Annotated in this window: 16 protein-coding genes and 1 riboswitch; of the genes, 13 read left to right on the top strand and 3 right to left on the bottom strand. The window is 70.9% G+C overall.

Going from position 1 to position 17,991, the window contains the following annotated elements; genetic code table 11:
• Positions 1 to 89: 89 nt before the first annotated feature.
• Complete coding sequence (locus AB0M30_RS16360) at positions 90 to 614, bottom strand: general stress protein (protein ID WP_103343549.1); 525 nt, start codon at positions 612 to 614, stop codon at positions 90 to 92.
• A gap of 229 nt (positions 615 to 843) precedes the next feature.
• On the opposite strand from AB0M30_RS16360, the gene AB0M30_RS16355 reads away from it, so the two are divergent.
• From AB0M30_RS16355 to AB0M30_RS16340, 4 genes are read left to right on the top strand one after another with little or no spacing between them, the layout of a single operon-like run.
• Positions 844 to 2,190, top strand: a complete 1,347-nt coding sequence (locus AB0M30_RS16355) for a glutamine synthetase family protein (RefSeq protein WP_103343550.1) — start codon at positions 844 to 846, stop codon at positions 2,188 to 2,190.
• Positions 2,171 to 2,896: a gamma-glutamyl-gamma-aminobutyrate hydrolase family protein gene (locus tag AB0M30_RS16350; RefSeq protein ID WP_364584776.1), complete on the top strand. Its 726-nt coding sequence runs from the start codon at positions 2,171 to 2,173 to the stop codon at positions 2,894 to 2,896. Before AB0M30_RS16355 ends, AB0M30_RS16350 begins: the two co-directional genes overlap by 20 nt.
• Positions 2,893 to 4,260, top strand: coding sequence for an aldehyde dehydrogenase family protein (locus AB0M30_RS16345; RefSeq protein ID WP_364584774.1), 1,368 nt, complete (start codon positions 2,893 to 2,895; stop codon positions 4,258 to 4,260). Before AB0M30_RS16350 ends, AB0M30_RS16345 begins: the two co-directional genes overlap by 4 nt.
• Entirely contained in the window at positions 4,260 to 5,027 is a 768-nt protein-coding gene (locus tag AB0M30_RS16340) for a 3-oxoacyl-ACP reductase (protein WP_013223704.1), read from the top strand. Before AB0M30_RS16345 ends, AB0M30_RS16340 begins: the two co-directional genes overlap by 1 nt.
• On the opposite strand, the gene AB0M30_RS16335 is transcribed toward AB0M30_RS16340, so the two are convergent.
• Positions 5,024 to 5,221: a hypothetical protein gene (locus AB0M30_RS16335; RefSeq protein ID WP_364584772.1), complete on the bottom strand. Its 198-nt coding sequence runs from the start codon at positions 5,219 to 5,221 to the stop codon at positions 5,024 to 5,026. The genes AB0M30_RS16340 and AB0M30_RS16335 overlap by 4 nt on opposite strands.
• Positions 5,222 to 5,293: 72 nt before the next feature.
• On the opposite strand from AB0M30_RS16335, the gene AB0M30_RS16330 reads away from it, so the two are divergent.
• The 7 genes from AB0M30_RS16330 (at position 5,294) to AB0M30_RS16300 (ending at position 14,970) form a co-directional block, all read left to right on the top strand.
• Positions 5,294 to 6,589 (top strand): helix-turn-helix transcriptional regulator, encoded by a 1,296-nt coding sequence (locus tag AB0M30_RS16330; RefSeq protein WP_364584770.1) that lies wholly within the window; start codon positions 5,294 to 5,296, stop codon positions 6,587 to 6,589.
• A gap of 248 nt (positions 6,590 to 6,837) precedes the next feature.
• Positions 6,838 to 6,936, top strand: a riboswitch (glycine riboswitch).
• 44 nt (positions 6,937 to 6,980) lie between these two features.
• Complete coding sequence (gene gcvP / locus AB0M30_RS16325) at positions 6,981 to 9,812, top strand: aminomethyl-transferring glycine dehydrogenase (protein WP_364584907.1); 2,832 nt, start codon at positions 6,981 to 6,983, stop codon at positions 9,810 to 9,812.
• A 21-nt stretch (positions 9,813 to 9,833) separates the two neighbouring features.
• Complete coding sequence (gcvT, locus tag AB0M30_RS16320; RefSeq protein WP_364584768.1) at positions 9,834 to 10,925, top strand: glycine cleavage system aminomethyltransferase GcvT; 1,092 nt, start codon at positions 9,834 to 9,836, stop codon at positions 10,923 to 10,925.
• 13 nt (positions 10,926 to 10,938) lie between these two features.
• Positions 10,939 to 11,316, top strand: coding sequence for a glycine cleavage system protein GcvH (gene gcvH, locus AB0M30_RS16315; RefSeq protein ID WP_103343557.1), 378 nt, complete (start codon positions 10,939 to 10,941; stop codon positions 11,314 to 11,316).
• Entirely contained in the window at positions 11,316 to 12,590 is a 1,275-nt protein-coding gene (gene glyA, locus AB0M30_RS16310; RefSeq protein ID WP_364584766.1) for a serine hydroxymethyltransferase, read from the top strand. The genes gcvH and glyA overlap by 1 nt, the downstream gene beginning before the upstream one ends.
• Positions 12,587 to 13,588 (top strand): lipoyl synthase, encoded by a 1,002-nt coding sequence (lipA, locus tag AB0M30_RS16305; RefSeq protein ID WP_364584764.1) that lies wholly within the window; start codon positions 12,587 to 12,589, stop codon positions 13,586 to 13,588. The genes glyA and lipA overlap by 4 nt, the downstream gene beginning before the upstream one ends.
• 14 nt (positions 13,589 to 13,602) lie before the next feature.
• A complete protein-coding gene (locus AB0M30_RS16300) occupies positions 13,603 to 14,970 on the top strand; it encodes an L-serine ammonia-lyase (RefSeq protein ID WP_360169132.1) in 1,368 nt (455 codons plus the stop codon).
• A 24-nt stretch (positions 14,971 to 14,994) separates the two neighbouring features.
• Here AB0M30_RS16300 and AB0M30_RS16295 read toward each other — a convergent pair whose 3' ends face one another.
• Positions 14,995 to 15,225, bottom strand: a complete 231-nt coding sequence (locus AB0M30_RS16295) for a hypothetical protein (RefSeq protein WP_364584761.1) — start codon at positions 15,223 to 15,225, stop codon at positions 14,995 to 14,997.
• A 116-nt stretch (positions 15,226 to 15,341) separates the two neighbouring features.
• Between AB0M30_RS16295 and AB0M30_RS16290 the strand changes: the two genes are divergently transcribed.
• Complete coding sequence (locus AB0M30_RS16290; RefSeq protein WP_364584759.1) at positions 15,342 to 16,061, top strand: FCD domain-containing protein; 720 nt, start codon at positions 15,342 to 15,344, stop codon at positions 16,059 to 16,061.
• Positions 16,062 to 16,133: 72 nt separating this feature from the next.
• Positions 16,134 to 17,990, top strand: coding sequence for a transglycosylase domain-containing protein (locus AB0M30_RS16285; protein WP_364584757.1), 1,857 nt, complete (start codon positions 16,134 to 16,136; stop codon positions 17,988 to 17,990).
• The last annotated feature ends 1 nt before the right edge of the window (position 17,991 follow it).

Here is a 17,991-nt window from a genome sequence, read left to right as displayed (position 1 = left end):
GGACCCTCCCGGTAGCGTGGAATTCGGGGGCTGCTCAGGCACGACGAAGGCCGCCTCCCGGGGGAGGCGGCCTTCTCGGTCGACAACCGTCAGTGACCGAACGCACTCCGCGCCGCCAGGTCCGCCAGCAGGGCGCGGCCCTTCTCGGCGTTGCGGGGCTGGGACAGGACGTCGTAGCGCCGGGCGACCAGCTGGCTCTGGGAGATGAACCCGCGCTTGTTCCGGTTCGCCGCGTAGCCCAGCGCGCCGAAGAGCAGGTTGAACCCCAGACCGGCGACGAGGCCGATGACGATGGGGACCAGGCCGGCGCCCGGGTTGAGCAGGCTGAGCATCAGGCCGAGGAACAGGCCGAACAGCGCGCCGGACGTCGCCGCGCTGCCGAGGACCTTGCCCCACGTCATCTTGCCCGCGACCCGCTCGACGAGCAGCGGCTCCACGCCCACGATCGTGACGTCGGTGACGGGGAAGTCGGTGCCCGCGAGGTGGTCGACCGCCCGCTGTGCCTGCTCGTAGGACTCGTACGAACCGATCGGCCAGCCGGTGGGCAGGGTCGGCAGCTGGGGCCGGGCCTGCTGCTGTCCGATCGTGGTCTGCTGCGTGAATGCTGTGGTCATCGATCTCACCTCTCTTGTCCCGTTCAACGTGCGGGGACCCCCTTTTCCTCCCGGACGAGCGAATTCACAGGCTCTTCTCAGCCGGGCAAGCCGGACAATCCGGCCGCCACTTCAATGGTACAAAAAGATACCTTATTTCGGGTTGACCCAGCTCGGGTGACCGGGTAGGAAGGACCGGCAAAGGATTCATACCAAACCTTTGGGGCGACGGATGGCACGCAGGCGAGGCATGCTCACGCTCGACGAACTCCGGGCGCGCGTGGACGCGGGCACGATCGACACGGTGCTGGTCGCGCTCACCGACATGCAGGGCAGGCTGCAGGGCAAGCGCTGCTCGGCCGAGTACTTCCTCGACGAGGTCGTCGGCCACGCCACCGAGGCCTGCAACTACCTGCTCGCCGTCGACGTCGACATGAACACCGTCGGCGGGTACGCGCTCTCCTCCTGGGACAGCGGCTACGGCGACTTCGTGCTGCGCCCCGACCTCGAGACGCTGCGGGAAGTCCCGTGGCAGGAGGGCACCGCGCTCGTCCTCGCCGACGTCGAGCGCGTGCAGGGCGGCCCGGTCTCGGTGTCGCCGCGCCAGATCCTGCGCGGCCAGCTCGACCGCCTCGCCGAACGCGGGCTCGCCGCCTTCGTCGGCACCGAGCTCGAGTTCATCGTCTTCGAAGACACCTACGAGGCCGCCTGGGACAAGCGCTACCACGGCCTCAAGCCCGCCAACCAGTACAACGTCGACTACTCGATGCTCGGCACCGCGCGGCTGGAGCCGCTGCTGCGCCGCATCCGCAACGACATGGCGGGCGCCGGGCTCTACCCGGAGTCGGCCAAGGGCGAGTGCAACCCTGGCCAGCAGGAGATCGCCTTCCGCTACACCGATGCCCTGAGCACGTGCGACAACCACAGCGTCTACAAGAACGGTGCCAAGGAGATCGCCGCGCAGGAGGGCAAGAGCCTCACCTTCATGGCGAAGTACAACGAGCGCGAGGGCAACTCCTGCCACATCCACATCAGCCTGCGCTCCACCGAGGGACGCGCGGTGCTGGCCGGGGACGGCGAGCACGGCTTCTCGAAGCTGATGGAGCACTTCCTCGCCGGCCAGCTCGCCGGACTGCACGAGCTGACCTATTTCTTCGCGCCGAACATCAACTCCTACAAGCGGTTCGTGCCCGGCAGCTTCGCCCCGACCGCGATCGCCTGGGGCACCGACAACCGCACCTGTGCGCTGCGCGTCGTCGGGCACGGCGAGTCGCTGCGCGTCGAGAACCGGGTGCCGGGCGGGGACGTCAACCCGTACCTCGCCGTGGCCGCGCTCATCGCCGCCGGGCTCCACGGCATCGAGAACGAGCTGGAGCTCGAAGAGCCCTTCACCGGCAACGCCTACCACTCCGGCCTCGGTACCGTCCCGACCACGCTCCCCGAAGCCGCCGCCGCGCTCGCGGAGAGCGAGCTGGCGCGCGAGGCGTTCGGCGAAGACGTCGTCGACCACTACCTGAACGCGGCGAAGATCGAAATCGACGCCTACAACGCCGCCGTCACCGACTGGGAGCTGATCCGTGGCTTCGAACGGCTCTGACGCGAATCGGGGCAAGCCCGTCATCGGCCTCACCAGCTACCTCGAACCGGCGAAGTTCGGCGTCTGGGAAACCGAAGCCGTGCTGCTGCACCGGGTCTACGTCGACTGCGTCGTCGCGGCGGGCGGCCTCCCGGTGCTGCTCCCGCCGGTGTCCGGCGGGTACGACCGGCTGATGTCCACTGTGGACGCCCTGGTGCTCACCGGCGGCGCCGACGTCGAGCCCGCGCGCTACGGCCACGAGCCGCACCCGGCCACCTACGTCCGGCCGGAGCGGGACGCCTTCGAGTTCGGCCTGTTCGAAGCCGCGCGCAAAGCGGGCAAGCCGGTGCTCGGCGTGTGCCGCGGCCTGCAGGTGATGAGCGTCGCCCTCGGCGGCACCCTGGCCCAGCACCTGCCCGAAAGCGCGGGCACCACCGAGCACCAGCCCGCGCCCGCGACCTTCGGCCGGGGCACGGTCACGCTCGCCGAAGGCAGCCGGGCGGCGGCGATCCTCGGGCCCGAAACCAAGACGCTGTGCTACCACCACCAGGCGATCGACCGGCTCGGCGCCGGGATGGAGGCCGTCGGGTGGGCGGCCGACGGCACGATCGAGGCCGCCGAGGTGCCCGGCGAGTTCGTCCTGGGCGTGCAGTGGCACCCCGAGCAGGACAGCGACGACCTCCGGCTGTTCCAGGCTCTCGTCGAAGCGAGCAAGGAGAGGGAATGACCAGCAGTTTCGACGTCCTCAACCCGGCCACCGAAGAGGTGGTGCGGACAGTGGCGCTGACCAGCGCCGAAGAGACCGACGCGGCGATCGCCCGCGCGCACGCGGCGTTCCCGGCGTGGCGCGCCGTCACCCCCGGCGACCGCGCGCGGCTGCTGCGCCGCTTCGCCGACGCCGTCGAGGCCGACATCGAGCACCTCGCGCGGCTGGAGGTCGAAAACTCCGGGCACACCATCGGCAACGCCCGCTGGGAGGCCGGCAACGTCCGGGACGTCCTCAACTACTACTCGGCCGCGCCGGAACGCCTGCTCGGCAAGCAGATCCCGGTCCCGGGTGGCATCAACGTCACCTTCCAGGAGCCCCTGGGCGTGGTCGGCGTGATCGTGCCGTGGAACTTCCCGATGCCGATCGCCGGCTGGGGGTTCGCGCCCGCGCTCGCCGCCGGGAACACCGTCGTCCTCAAACCGGCCGAGCTGACGCCGCTGACCGCCATCCGGCTGGCCGAGCTGGCGCGCGAGGCGGGCATCCCGGAGGACGTCTTCCAGGTGCTGCCCGGCAAGGGATCCGTGGTCGGGCAGCGGTTCGTCGAGCACCCGGCCGTGCGGAAGGTCGTGTTCACCGGCTCGACCGAGGTCGGCAAGCAGATCATGGCGGGCTGCGCGGCGCGGGTGAAGCGCGTGACGCTGGAGCTGGGCGGCAAGAACGCCAACATCGTCTTCGCCGACTCCGACCTCGAGAAAGCCGCGGCGACCGCGCCCTACGGCGTCTTCGACAACGCGGGCCAGGACTGCTGCGCCCGCTCGCTGATCCTGGTGCAGGCGAGCGCGTACGACCGCTTCATGGAGCTGCTGGAACCCGCGGTGCACGGCGTCGTCGTCGGCGACCCCGGCGACGAGAAGACCGAAATGGGGCCGCTGATCTCGGCCGCGCACCGGGAGAAGGTCGCCTCCTACGTGCCGGACGACGCGCCCGTCGCGATCCGCGGCACCGCCCCCGCGGGCCGCGGCTTCTGGTTCCCGCCGACCGTCGTCACCCCGCCGGACCTGCGGCACCCGGTCGCCGCGGAGGAGGTCTTCGGCCCGGTCGTCGCCGTCGTGCCGTTCGCGGAGGAGGCCGACGCGATCCGGATGGCCAACGCGACCGAGTACGGCCTGTCCGGGTCGATCTGGACCCGCGACGCCGGCCGCGCGTTCCGGGTCGCGCGCGGCGTCGAAGCCGGCAACCTCTCGGTGAACTCGCACTCGTCGGTGCGCTACTGGACGCCGTTCGGCGGCTTCAAGCAGTCCGGCCTCGGCCGCGAACTCGGCCCGGACGCCGCCGCGGCGTTCACCGAAACCAAGAACGTCTTTCTGAGCACGGAGGAGTAATGGTCCAGCGTTTCGAAGGGCGCGTCGCGGTGATCACCGGCGGCGCCAGCGGCATCGGGCTCGCTTCGGCCCGGCGCCTGGCGAGCGAAGGGGCGAAGGTCGTCATCGGGGACCTGACGCCGGATTCGGGCAAAGCCGCGGCCGACGAGATCGGCGGCGCGTTCATCCAGACCGACGTCACCGACGCCGAGCAGGTCGAGAACCTGTTCCACAGCACGGTCGAGCAGTTCGGCTCGGTCGACGTCGCCTTCAACAACGCGGGGATTTCGCCGCCCGAGGACGACTCCATCCTCACCACCGGCATCGAGGCGTGGGAGCGCGTGCAGCGCGTCAACCTGACGTCGGTGTACCACTGCTGCAAGGCCGTCCTGCCGCACATGCAGCGCCAGGGCAAGGGTTCGATCATCAACACGGCGTCGTTCGTCGCAGTGATGGGCGCGGCGACGTCGCAGATCTCTTACACCGCGTCCAAGGGCGGGGTGCTCGCGATGAGCCGCGAGCTCGGGGTGCAGTTCGCGCGGGAGAACATCCGCGTCAACGCGCTGTGCCCGGGGCCGGTGAACACCCCGCTGCTCAAGGAGCTGTTCGCGAAGGACCCGGAACGCGCGGCGCGGCGCCTGGTGCACGTGCCGGTCGGCCGGTTCGCCGAGCCCGAGGAGATCGCGGCCGCGGTCGCCTTCCTGGCCAGCGACGACGCCAGCTTCATCACGGCGTCGCAGTTCCTGGTCGACGGCGGCATCTCCGGCGCGTACGTCACCCCGCTCTAACGCTTGGTCGGTTTCTTGACGCCGTAGACCTCCCGCAGGTGGCGCCAGGCCGCATTGAGCTTCTTGCGCTCTTCGGACAGCAGCCGTTCGCGGCGGCGCAGCACGCGGACGGCGATCTCGGAGGCGAGGAAGGCGCCGGCGGCGAAGGTCAGCCCGCCGACGATCAGGGTCAGGGCGAGGACGGTGGTGGTCATGGTGACCAGCGTCGGAGCGCCGCGGGCGGGTTGTCCCCGCGCAAAGCTAGCGGGTTTCGTTAGCTTTGTGAGGTGACGCACTGGCGCGCCGACGAGTGGGCGGAAGCGGTCCGGACGGGCATCCGCTCCCGCGGGCTCTCCCTGGACGAGGCCGCGCGGCGCATCGGCGTCCCGACGTCGACGCTGCGCAGCTGGATCGAGCACCGGCACGCGCCCAAGGTGACGGTGTTCGACCACTGGGCGCAGCTCGCCGAGGTCACCGGACTGACCGAAGCCGAGCTCCTGCGCGTCGCCGGCGTCCTGCCCGACAGCCTCGCGAGCCCGGTGCACGTCGCGCAGGCGGCGAAGGCGCTGCGGGAGGGCATCGACCGGGCCGGGCAGTTCCTCCGGCAGGCCACCGCGCTCGTCTACTCCTCGCCCGGCACGCAGGTGGCGAACGCGATCGCGGCGTCGCCGATCGACTGGGAGATGCGGATCCGCTCGGCCACCCGCGGCGACGAGGTCCGCGTCACCTACCACCACTACGTCGGGATCGTGCCGCCGCGGGACTTCCCCTACTCCGACGCCGAGGTGCGGCGGATCATCGAGCACGACGTCCTCGGCGAGCTGTGGCGGCCGCTCGGGCTGTACTGGCGGGTCGCCGAGGTGCACGACTGGCACGAGCCGCCGCGGCTGGTCATCCAGGTGCCCGAGCAGGAGGCGACCCGCCCGCCCGTGCCGTCGCCGGTCGTCACCGCGCCGCCGGTGGTCGTGCTGTCGCCGATCTGGGGGTACGGCGAGCTGCTGGCGTCGCTGGTCGCCGACGGCCTCGGGTTCGGCAACGTCGACTTCCGCTACTTCGGCCTCCCGGACGCGATGGCCGACCGCGTCCGGATCACCGCCCGCGAGCTGGCCGAGCCGGCGCCGCGGCTGGTGCACTCGGTGCCGCCGATCATGCTCCTGCACGGACTCGCCGTGCCGGACCTGACCGGACGGCTCCCGGTCGTGGTCCGCTACGGCCCTCGCATGCGCGCCCGCGCGGCGCGGATCTACCGCGAACCGCTGCTCGAAGCCGGGTTCGACGATCCTGAAGAAGGCGCCCGCGCGATCGAGGAGGCGATTTCGGTCCCGGGGGGCTGCGCGTACTTCGAGGTGACCCTGGCCGACGAGGACGTCTTCGACGGCGACCGCCCCTCGCTGGACCGGCTCAACGACTCGGTGGCGTGGCACGCCGAGCAACTCGTCGAGCAGGTCCTGCTCGGCGCGGGCCTGCCCCCGGTGCCCGTGGGCGGACCGTTGAAACGCCTGGTCCTGCCCTCGGGCCGGGTGCGACGGCCCCCGGCGCTGGCCGGGCAGGTCGCGCACCGGGTCGCCGAAGGTCGCGAATGACTCATTCGAGACCTCCGACGTCCCGAATGAGTCATTCGCGACCTCCCGGGGGCGCGGTCGAGGCGGGGTCGAGGATCACTGTGGTGTTGCCCGGGTGAAGTAGACGCCCGTGGGAAGCGCCGGGTACCGTAGCCGCCACAACTGCAGATCGGGCCGTCGAGCCGAGGCGGGAGAGCCCTCACGAAGTCGGTGGGGCACCGAAGGAGCAAACTCCCCGGAATCTCTCAGGTACCTGCTACCGCTTCGTGCGAGGCCACTCTGGAAAGCAGGCGCACCCGCGCCTCACCCAAGGTGAAAGCCGTGTCCCGCACGGTGAAACTCTCAGGTGCCATGACAGAGGGGGAGTTCCCAGCGCACCGTTCTGCCCGGTGCCCGGCCCGAGGAGCTCCCCATCACGTCTACGCAGTTCGACGCCCGCCACATCGGCCCGTCCGAGGCCGAACGCGCGAAGATGCTGGCCGAGTGCGGCTACGGCAGCCTGGACGCCCTCGTCGGGGCCGCTGTCCCGAGCGCCATCCGCGCCACCCGTGACCTGCGGCTCCCGCCCGCCGCGTCCGAAGAGGAAGCCACCGCGGAGCTGCGCGCCCTCGCCGCCCGCAACCGGCCGATGACGCAGATGATCGGCCTGGGCTACTCCGACACCGTCACCCCCGGCGTGATCCGCCGCAACGTCCTCGAGAACCCGGCCTGGTACACCGCGTACACGCCCTACCAGCCGGAAATCTCCCAGGGCCGGCTCGAGGCCCTCCTCAACTTCCAGACCATGGTCGCCGACCTGACCGGCCTGGCCACCGCGAACGCCTCGCTGCTGGACGAGTCGACCGCCGTCGCCGAAGCCGTCACGCTGATGCGCCGCGCGTCGAAGGCCAAGTCGAACAAGGTCGTCCTCGACGCCGAGTGCCTGCCGCAGACCATCGCCGTCGTGCGCACCCGGGTCGAGGCCCTCGGCATCGAGGTCGAGGTCCGGGACCTGCTGACCGGCCTGCCGGAAGAGTTCTTCGGCGTCGTCGTCCAGTACCCCGGCGCGTCCGGCGTGCTGCGCGGCCGCGGCTTCTACCACGCGATTTCCGAGTCGGCGAAGGCCGCGGGCGCTCTGTTCACCGTCGCCGCCGACCTCCTCGCGCTCACCCTGATCACCGCGCCCGGCGAGTTCGGCGCCGACGTCGCCGCCGGGTCGACCCAGCGCTTCGGTGTCCCGCTCGGCTACGGCGGCCCGCACGCCGGGTACATGTCGGTCCGCGCCGGCCTCGAGCGGTCGCTGCCCGGGCGCCTGGTCGGCGTCTCGGTCGACGCCGACGGCAACTCCGCCTACCGGCTCGCGCTGCAGACGCGTGAGCAGCACATCCGCCGCGAGAAGGCGACGTCCAACATCTGCACCGCGCAGGTCCTCCCGGCCGTGCTGGCCGCGATGTACGCGGTCTACCACGGCCCGGACGGCCTGAGGAAGATCGCCCAGCGCGTCCACGGCCTCGCCGCGGGCTTCGCCGACGCTCTCCGCAAGACCGGCGTCGAGATCGTGCACGAGTCCTTTTTCGACACCGTCGTCGCGCACGTCCCGGGCCAGGCCGCCGAGGTCCACGCGGCCGCCCGCGAAGCCGGGATCAACCTCGGGCACGTCGACGCCGACCACGTCCGGGTCGCCTTCGACGAGGTCAGCACCCCCGCGATCACCGCGAAGGTCCTGCGCGCGTTCGGGGTCGACGAGGACGTCCGAGACGGTGTCGCGCTGCCCAGCGGCCTGGCCCGCGAGAGCGGCTTCATGGGGCACGAGGTCTTCGGCACCCACCGCTCGGAGACGGCGATGCTGCGCTACCTGCGTCGCCTGGCCGACCAGGACTACGCGCTCGACCGCGGCATGATCCCGCTCGGCTCCTGCACGATGAAGCTCAACTCCACCACCGAGATGGAGCCGATCAGCTGGCGGGAGTTCGCGGGCATCCACCCGTTCGCCCCGGCCGAGGACGCCGAGGGGTACCACACGCTGGTCGCCCAGCTGGCCGAGTGGCTGGCCGAGGTCACCGGCTACGACCAGGTGTCGCTGCAGCCGAACGCGGGCAGCCAGGGCGAGCTCGCCGGCCTCCTCGCGATCCGCGCCTACCACCGCGCGAACGGTGACGACGCTCGCGACGTCTGCCTGATCCCGTCGTCCGCGCACGGCACCAACGCCGCGTCCGCGGTGCTCGCCGGGATGCGCGTGGTCGTCGTGAAGTGCACCGACGAGGGCAACGTCGACCTCGCCGACCTGCGGGCCAAGGTCGACGCCCACCGCGACACCCTCGCCGCGATCATGGTCACCTACCCGTCCACGCACGGCGTGTACGAGCACGACATCGACGAGCTGGCCAAGATCGTCCACGACGGCGGCGGCCAGGTGTACGTCGACGGCGCGAACCTCAACGCCCTGCTCGGCCTGGCCAAGCCGGGCGAGTTCGGCGGCGACGTCTCGCACCTGAACCTGCACAAGACCTTCTGCATCCCGCACGGCGGCGGTGGCCCCGGCGTCGGCCCGGTCGCGGTGCGCGCGCACCTCGCGCCCTACCTGCCGAACCACCCGCTGCTCGACGCCGCCGGCCCGGAAACCGGCGTCGGCCCGATCAGCGGCGCGCCCTACGGCTCGGCGTCGATCCTGCCGATCTCCTGGGCCTACGTCCGGATGATGGGCGCGCCCGGCCTGACCGCGGCCACGAAGGTCGCTGTGCTGGCCGCGAACTACGTCGCTTCGCGGCTCGCGCCGCACTACCCGGTGCTCTACACGGGCCAGGACGGCCTGGTCGCGCACGAGTGCATCCTCGACCTGCGGCAGATCACCAAGGAGACCGGCGTGACGGTCGACGACGTCGCCAAGCGGCTCATCGACTACGGCTTCCACGCGCCGACGATGTCGTTCCCGGTCGCGGGCACCCTGATGGTCGAGCCGACCGAGTCCGAGGACCTGGGCGAGATCGACCGCTTCATCGCCGCGATGATCGCCATCCGCGCCGAGATCGACGAGGTCGCGAACGGTAAGTGGAGCGCCGAGGAGTCGCCGTTGCGGGGCGCCCCGCACACCGCCGAGACGCTGGTCGGGGCGTGGGACAAGCGCTACGACCGCGAGCTGGCCGTGTACCCGGCGGGTGTTTCGCGGAAGAACAAGTACTGGCCCCCGGTGCGTCGCATCGACGGCGCCCGCGGTGACCGTAACCTCGTCTGCTCCTGCCCGCCCCTCAACGCTTACGAAGGCTGAGCCCCAGTGTCACGCGCTGAAGTGTCCAAAGAAACCTCCCTGCACGGAGTCCACAAGGGACTCGGTGCGCTGTTCACCGACTTCGCCGGCTGGTCCATGCCGGTCCGCTACGCCAGCGAGCTGGCCGAGCACAAGGCCGTCCGCGAGGCGGCCGGGCTGTTCGACCTGTCGCACATGGCCGAAATCCACGTCACCGGCAAGCAGGCGGCCGACGTCCTGGACTTCGCGCTGGTCGGCAACCTCACCGGGGTCAAGCCGGGCCGGGCGCGGTACACGATGATCTGCAACGCCGAGGGCGGCGTGCTCGACGACCTGGTCGTCTACCGGCTGGCCGACGAGCACTACCTGGTCGTCGCGAACGCGGGCAACGCGCAGGTCGTCTCGGACGCGCTGGCCGAGCGGGTCGCCGGCTTCGACGCGGTCGTGGACGACCGGTCCGAGACGACCGCACTGATCGCCGTCCAGGGCCCGAAGGCCGTCGAAATCCTGGGCGCCGTGACCGACGCCGACCTGGACGCGCTGAAGTACTACGCCAGCGTCCCGGCGTCGGTGAAGGGCCACGACGTCCTGCTGGCCCGCACCGGCTACACCGGCGAGGACGGCTTCGAGCTGTTCGTCGACGCCGACGAGGCACCGGCGCTGTGGCGGCTGCTGCTGGAGGCCGGCGAGCCCCACGGCCTGGTCCCGGCCGGGCTCGCCTGCCGCGACACGCTGCGGCTCGAAGCCGGGATGCCGTTGTACGGCAACGAACTCACCGCCGGGCAGAGCCCGTTCGAGGCCGGGCTCGGCCGCGTCGTCAAGTTCGAGAAGCCGGGTGACTTCGTCGGTCGCGCGGCCCTGGAGGAGCGGTCCAAAGCGGACGTTCCGCGTGTGCGGGTGGGGCTGAAGGGCGCCGGTCGCCGCGCTCCTCGCCACGGTTACGCGGTGCTGGCCGACGGCACCGAGATCGGCGAGGTCACCAGCGGCGCGCTGTCGCCGACGCTGGGTTACCCGATCGCCATGGCGTACGTCGATCGGGCGTACGCCGAGCCCGGTACCGAGCTCTCCGTCGACATCCGGGGCAGGATCGAGCCCGTCGAGGTCGTCGCCCTGCCCTTCTACTCCCGCGCGTAAAGGACTGCCAGCTGTGAGCATCCCCGAGAACCTGAAGTACACCAAGGAACACGAGTGGCTGTCCGTCGAGGACGGTGTCGCCACCGTCGGCATCACCGCCTTCGCCGCCGAATCGCTCGGTGACATCGTGTTCGTCCAGCTGCCCGACCCGGGCTCGGCCATCACCGCGGGCGAGGTGTTCGGCGAGGTCGAGTCGACCAAGTCGGTCAGCGAGCTGTACGCGCCGGTCTCCGGCGAGGTCGTCGAGGTGAACGGCACCACATCGGACACCCCCGAGGTCATCAACTCCGACCCGTACACCGAAGGATGGCTCCTGAAGGTGCGTCTGACCGGGGACGTGCCGGACCTGCTCGACGCCGCCGCGTACGCCCAGCTCACCCAGGAGAACTGATGACGACTTTCGACGCTCACCTCGCCGACGTCGACCCCGAGGTCGCCGCGGCGGTCGCCGACGAGCTGACCCGTCAGCAGTCCACCCTGGAAATGATCGCGTCGGAGAACTTCGCCCCGGTGGGCGTGCTCGAGGCGCAGGGTTCGGTGCTGACCAACAAGTACGCCGAGGGCTACCCGGGCCGCCGCTACTACGGCGGCTGCGAGCACGTCGACGTCGTGGAGCAGCTCGCCATCGACCGCGCGAAGGCCCTCTTCGGCGCCGAGCACGCCAACGTCCAGCCGCACTCGGGCGCGCAGGCCAACGCGGCCGCGATGTTCGCCGTGCTCAAGCCCGGCGACACGATCCTCGGCCTAGACCTGGCGCACGGCGGGCACCTGACGCACGGGATGAAGATCAATTTCTCGGGCAAGCTCTACAACGTCGTCGCCTACCACGTCGACAAAGAGACCGGGATCGTCGACCTCGCCGAGATCGAGCGCCTGGCCGTCGAGCACGAGCCGAAGCTGATCATCGCCGGCTGGTCCGCGTACCCGCGTCAGCTCGACTTCGCCGAGTTCCGCCGCATCGCCGACCTCGTCGGTGCCCGCCTGATGGTGGACATGGCGCACTTCGCCGGGCTGGTCGCGGCCGGGCTGCACCCGTCGCCGGTGCCGCACGCCGACATCGTCACCACGACCACGCACAAGACCCTCGGCGGCCCGCGCGGCGGCCTCATCCTCTGCCGCGAGGAGCTGGCGAAGAAGATCAACTCGGCGGTGTTCCCGGGCCAGCAGGGCGGGCCGCTGGAGCACGTCATCGCGGCCAAGGCCGTCGCGCTGAAGATCGCCGCGAGCGAGGAGTTCAAGGAGCGCCAGCAGCGCACCCTGGAGGGCTCGCGGATCCTGGCGGAGCGCCTCTCGCAGGCCGACTGCGCCGACGCGGGGGTGCGGGTGCTGACCGGCGGCACCGACGTCCACCTGGTGCTGGTCGACCTGGTCCGGTCCGCGCTGGACGGTCAGCAGGCCGAGGACCGGCTGCACGAGGTCGGCATCACGGTCAACCGCAACGCCGTCCCGTTCGACCCGCGCCCGCCGATGATCACCTCCGGCCTGCGGATCGGCACGCCGGCGCTGGCCACGCGCGGCTTCCAGGCGGACGACTTCACCGAGGTCGCCGACGTCATCGCGGAAGCGCTGAAGCCGGACTTCGACGACGCCGTGCGGTCGAAGCTCCGCGACCGCGTCGAGACGCTGGCGAAGAAGCACCCGCTGTACGCGGACCTCGCGCGATGAGCGCGCTGCCCGAGGGCCGGAAGCTGCTGCGTCTCGAGGTTCGCAACAGTGAGACGCCGATCGAGAAGAAGCCGCCGTGGATCAAGACGCGGGTGCGGATGGGGCCGGAGTTCACCGAACTCAAGGGTCTGGTGCGCCGCGAGGGTCTCCACACGGTGTGTGAAGAGGCGGGTTGTCCCAACATTTACGAGTGCTGGGAAGACCGGGAGGCCACGTTCCTGATCGGTGGGGATCAGTGCACCCGGCGGTGTGACTTCTGCCAGATCGACACCGGTAAGCCCGCTGAGCTGGACCGTACTGAGCCGCGGAAGGTCGCGGAGTCCGTTCAGGCCATGGGTTTGCGGTATTCGACGGTCACCGGCGTGGCCCGTGATGACCTTGACGATGGCGGCGCTTGGCTGTACGCGGAGACCGTGCGGCAGATTCACGCTCTCAACCCGGGTACCGGCGTGGAGCTGCTGATTCCGGATTTCAACGCGGACCCTGAGCAGTTGGCTGAGGTGTTCGGGTCGCGGCCGGAGGTGTTGGCGCACAACGTGGAGACGGTGCCGCGGATTTTCAAGCGGATCCGTCCGGGGTTCCGGTACGCGCGTTCCCTGGAGGTCATCACCAAGGCGCGTGAGGCCGGTTTGGTGACGAAGTCGAACCTGATTCTGGGGATGGGTGAGACGCCGGACGAGGTCGCGCCGGCGATGCGGGATCTGGTCGACGCGGGCTGCGAGATCCTGACGATCACGCAGTACCTGCGTCCCTCGGCCCGGCACCACCCGGTGGACCGGTGGGTCAAGCCGGAGGAGTTCGTCGAGCACTCGAAGGCCGCCGAGGCGATGGGCTTCGCCGGTGTCATGGCCGGGCCGCTGGTGCGCTCCTCGTACCGCGCGGGACGGCTCTACGCGCAGACCAAGGGCTACCGTGGGGAGGAGCTGCCGGAGAACCTGCGGCACCTCGCCGACCAGGGCCCGGCCGCGCAAGAAGCCAGCTCCCTGCTGGCCCGATAGGAAGGGGCGGATCAATGGCGATCAGCGTCTTCGACCTGTTTTCCATCGGCATCGGCCCGTCGAGCTCCCACACCGTCGGGCCGATGCGGGCGGCACTGACCTTTGTGGACGGACTCGGCGCCGACCTGGACCGCACCGCGCGCGTCCAGGCCGAGCTGTTCGGCTCGCTCGGTGCGACCGGCTTCGGCCACGGCAGTGACAAAGCCGTCCTGCTCGGGCTCTCGGGCGAGCGGCCCGAAGAGATCGACACCGACACCGTGCCGGTGCGCGTCACGGAGATCCGCGAGTCCGGCCGGCTGCTTTTGGCCGGGACGCACGAGATCGCGTTCGACGAGGACACCGACCTCACGATGCACCGGCGCAAGTCGTTGCCGGCGCACCCGAACGGCATGGTCTTCCGCGCGTTCGACGCGGCCGGTGAGCTGCTGCGCGAGCGGACTTACTACTCGGTCGGCGGCGGGTTCGTCCGCGACGAGTCGTACGAGACGGACGCGGTGTTCGTCGAGGACTCGACACCGGTGCCGTACCCGTTCCGCACCGGCGCGGACCTGCTCGGCCACTGCGCGTCGACCGGCCTGCCGATCAGCGAGATCATGCTGGCGAACGAACTTTCCTGGCGCACGCGCGAGGAAGTCCGGGACGGGCTGCTGGCGATCTGGGCGGTCATGGCGGAGTGCGTCCGCAACGGCTGCACGCACGAAGGCGTCCTGCCGGGCGGCCTGAAGGTGCCGCGCCGCGCGAAGGCGCTGCACGAAAAGCTGCTGGCCGAGGACGGCTTGGACGACCCGCTGTACGCGATGGACTGGGTCAGCTTGTACGCCCTCGCGGTCAACGAAGAGAACGCCGCGGGCGGCCGCGTGGTCACCGCGCCGACCAACGGCGCCGCCGGGATCATCCCGGCCGTGCTGCACTACTACCAGCGCTTCATCCGGCACTCGACCGACGACGGCATCGTCAAGTTCATGCTCACCGCGGGCGCGATCGGCTCGATCCTCAAGCAAACGGGCTCGATCTCCGGCGCCGAGGTCGGCTGCCAGGGCGAAGTCGGTTCGGCCTCGGCGATGGCGGCGGCGGGCCTCACGGAGGTGCTGGGCGGCAGCCCGGCCCAGGTGGAGAACGCGGCCGAGATCGGCGTGGAGCACCACCTCGGCCTGACGTGCGACCCGGTGGGCGGCCTGGTCCAGATCCCGTGCATCGAGCGCAACGCGGTGGGCGCCTCGAAGGCGATCCACGCGGCCCGCATGGCCATGCGCGGCGACGGCAGCCACGTGGTGACGCTGGACAAGGCGATCAAGACCATGCGCGAGACGGGCGCGGACATGAGCGTGAAGTACAAGGAGACGGCCCGCGGCGGCCTGGCGGTGAACGTCATCGAGTGCTGACCGCTCGCGGCGGCCGGCGCGCCCTCACTCCGGCCCGTCCTCCGGCTCCACCGCCAGCTTCAGCCCCACCTCCACGAGCGTCCAGCCGAACTGCTGTCTCCTCGTGCCCGTGCGGCGTCTCGGCGTCGCACGGCCGGGTGGGCGGTTGCGCACGCCGTGGCGCAACTCGTTCTCCCGTTCGTGGACCAGGTCCTCGGCCATCAGAAAGTGCACCGGATCGCCCCCTGCGTCGATGTTCGGTGTCGGTCCCTCCATCGTCGCTCACCGTGGCCGCCCGGATCCACCGGTTTTCCGCCCGGCGAACACCGGCGCGAACAGCCGGCAAGAACACAGTGTGACCGCCGCTTCGGCACGGCGCCTAGACTCGCGGGATGGAGTCGACCTCGGTGGTGAACGCCGGCGAAGCGCTGTTCCGGCCGGTCCGCACCGGCAACGCTTTCGAGGAGACCGTCGAGCGGCTGCTGCAGGCGATCCGGCTGGGCGTGGTCGGCGCGGGGGAGCGGCTCCCGTCCGAACGCGAACTCGCCGAACGGCTCGGCGTCAGCCGCGTCACGTTGCGCGAGGCCATCCGGGCGCTCTCCGACGCCGGTTACGTGGAGTCACGGCGGGGCCGTTACGGCGGCACGTTCGTGCACGACACCCTGCCCGCCCCGCCCGAGCCCGGCGGGACGGTCGACACCGTTTCGCTGGAAGACGCGCTGAGCCTCCGCTACGTCCTCGAGACCGGCGCCGCCGAGATGGCCGCCGCGCGGTCGCTGAGCCCGGCCGACCGGCAGCACCTCACCGGCACCCTCGCCGAGGCCGCCGGCGCCGACCTCGGCGACTACCGCCGCAAGGACTCCCGGCTGCACCTGGCCATCGCCGAGGTGACCGCGTCCGGCTCGCTGACCACGGCGATGGCCGACGCCCGGACCCGCGTCAACCAGCTGCTCGACCGGATTCCGCTGCTCCCGCCCAACCTCGAGCACTCGAACGCCCAGCACGAGGCGATCGTGGACGCGATCCTGGCCGGCGACGCGCCCGCCGCGCGCCGGGCGATGGCGGAGCACATCGAAGGCACGGCCTCGCTGCTGCGCGCCTTCCTTTCCTGAGCTTCACAGGATTCGAACAACCTTGGCCGGGTTGTCCCCGAACTTTGTCACCCGTCCGGCCGTCATCCGTTCGTGACCTTGTCGACGGACGAAGAAGATGACGCAACCCCCGCGAAGCCGGCCGGCCGAAAGTGGCGCCGAGTCCGGCGGATCGCCGGCTGGACGTTCGGTGTCCTGGTCGGCGGCCCGCTGATCGCCTTCTGGGTCGCCTACCTCGTGCTCGACGTCCGCAGCCCCCAGGACGTCCTGGCCGGGCTCGGCAAGACCGTCGACCTGAAGTACGCGGACGGGTCCGAGCTGCTCAAGGTGATCCCGGCCGACGGCGACCGGAGTTTCGTCCCCTACACGCAGGTGCCCGCGAAGCTGCGCGACGCCATCATCGCCACCGAGGACCCGACCTTCTGGGACAACCAGGGGTTCGACCCGACCGGCATCGGCCGCGCGTTCCTCACCGGCGTCGGCGGCGGCTCCGGGATCACCCAGCAGTACATCAAGAAGTCCACCGGCGACGACGACGCGACGCTCGGGCGCAAGTTCGCCGAGCTCGTGCTGGCCACGAAGATCACCCAGGAACAGGGCAAGGAACAGATCTTCGAAAGCTACGTCAACATCATCTCCTTCGGCCGCGGCACGTTCGGCCCCGCGGCGGCGATGAACGCCTACTTCGGCAAGAAGCTCGACGGCTCGATCACCTGGAGCGAAGCCGCCTTCCTCGCCGGGATGATCCAGTCGCCGTCGGTCCACGACCCCGCCGCCTCGGGCGACGTCCACGCCGCCCGCCGCTGGCAGTACGTGCGCGACAAGCTCGTGAGCCGGGGGTACGTCAAGGACGACGAAGCGATGGCCTACCCCGGCGGCGAGATCCAGCCGCCGTCGGAGACCCGCGCCGGCCGCGTCACCTACGACGAGTTCCACGTCAAGCAGCAGGTCCTCGCCGAGCTGGAGCGCGACGGCTTCCCGCTCGGCCGGCTCCAGCAGGGGAACATGACCGTCGAGACGACGCTGGACCGCAGCCGGCAGGACGCGGCGAAGAAAGCCCTGCGGGAGCGGCTGGACGGCGAGCCGAAGGAGTTCCGCGGGGCCGTCGTCGCGATCGACCCGGCGAACGGGGCCGTGCGCGCCTACTACGGCGGCGACCAGGGTGTCCGCGACTACGCGGGCAGCCCGCACGCGCTCGGCACGGCGTTCCACCCGTTCACCTTCACCGCGGCGATGCTCCACGGCTTCGGCCCGGACCAGCCGATCCCGGCGTTTTCGAAGGTCGAATTCCTCGGCGAGAACTTCCAGTACCCGGAAGTCTGCGGCAAGAAGTGCACCCCGCGCCGGGCGGTGGAAACGCACGCCCACGGCACCGTCGTCGCGCTGGCCAAGAAACTCGGCCCGGAGGCGGTGAGCGAAGCCGCCCGGGAAGCCGGCGTTCCGGACGCCGTCGACGGTGTCCCGACGCTGCGCGAGAAGGACGGCTACCTGATCGGGGCGGGCATCGCCATCGGCCGGTACCCGCTGCGGCCGCTGGACGTGGCCGGCGCCTACGCCACCTTCGCCGCCGAAGGCCGGCGCAGCACCCCGCACCTGGTGGCGAAGGTCCGCGACGAAAGCGGCGCGGTCGTCTGGGAACACCAGGACACCTCGAGCCCGGCGTTCGGCGACGACGACACCAGCCGCCACGTCGCCGCGGAGGTCACCGCGACCCTGCGCGCCGACGGCGGCCCGGCGCTGTACACCGGCGAAGCCGAGCACGGCACCAGCCCCGATTACCAGGACGCCTGGGCCGTCGGCTACACCCCGCAGCTGGCCACGGCGGTCTGGATCGGCTCCGACGACGAACGGCGGCTCAAGGACGCGAGCGGCCGGAAACTGACCGGCGACGTCGTCCCGGCCGACATCTGGCGCGCGTTCACCGCGGCGGCCGCGGGGCCGCCGCGGTGAA

It is taken from the genome of Amycolatopsis sp. NPDC051716, from assembly GCF_040681595.1.
In the GTDB taxonomy this organism is placed as follows: domain Bacteria; phylum Actinomycetota; class Actinomycetes; order Mycobacteriales; family Pseudonocardiaceae; genus Amycolatopsis.
The sequence above is the reverse complement of the archived record's forward strand: the minus strand, read 5'-3'. Positions and strand labels throughout refer to the sequence as shown.

Excerpts from the sequence above, each read along its gene's own strand:
- AB0M30_RS16290 (WP_364584759.1), top strand. The coding sequence starts at position 15,342 with ATGGAGTCGACCTCGGTGGTGAACGCCGGCGAAGCGCTGTTCCGGCCG.
- AB0M30_RS16355 (WP_103343550.1), top strand. The coding sequence starts at position 844 with ATGCTCACGCTCGACGAACTCCGGGCGCGCGTGGACGCGGGCACGATC.
- AB0M30_RS16300 (WP_360169132.1), top strand. The coding sequence starts at position 13,603 with ATGGCGATCAGCGTCTTCGACCTGTTTTCCATCGGCATCGGCCCGTCG.
- AB0M30_RS16335 (WP_364584772.1), bottom strand. The coding sequence starts at position 5,221 with ATGACCACCACCGTCCTCGCCCTGACCCTGATCGTCGGCGGGCTGACC.
- AB0M30_RS16360 (WP_103343549.1), bottom strand. The coding sequence starts at position 614 with ATGACCACAGCATTCACGCAGCAGACCACGATCGGACAGCAGCAGGCC.
- AB0M30_RS16295 (WP_364584761.1), bottom strand. The coding sequence starts at position 15,225 with ATGGAGGGACCGACACCGAACATCGACGCAGGGGGCGATCCGGTGCAC.
- lipA (WP_364584764.1), top strand. The coding sequence starts at position 12,587 with ATGAGCGCGCTGCCCGAGGGCCGGAAGCTGCTGCGTCTCGAGGTTCGC.
- AB0M30_RS16340 (WP_013223704.1), top strand. The coding sequence starts at position 4,260 with ATGGTCCAGCGTTTCGAAGGGCGCGTCGCGGTGATCACCGGCGGCGCC.
- AB0M30_RS16345 (WP_364584774.1), top strand. The coding sequence starts at position 2,893 with ATGACCAGCAGTTTCGACGTCCTCAACCCGGCCACCGAAGAGGTGGTG.
- glyA (WP_364584766.1), top strand. The coding sequence starts at position 11,316 with ATGACGACTTTCGACGCTCACCTCGCCGACGTCGACCCCGAGGTCGCC.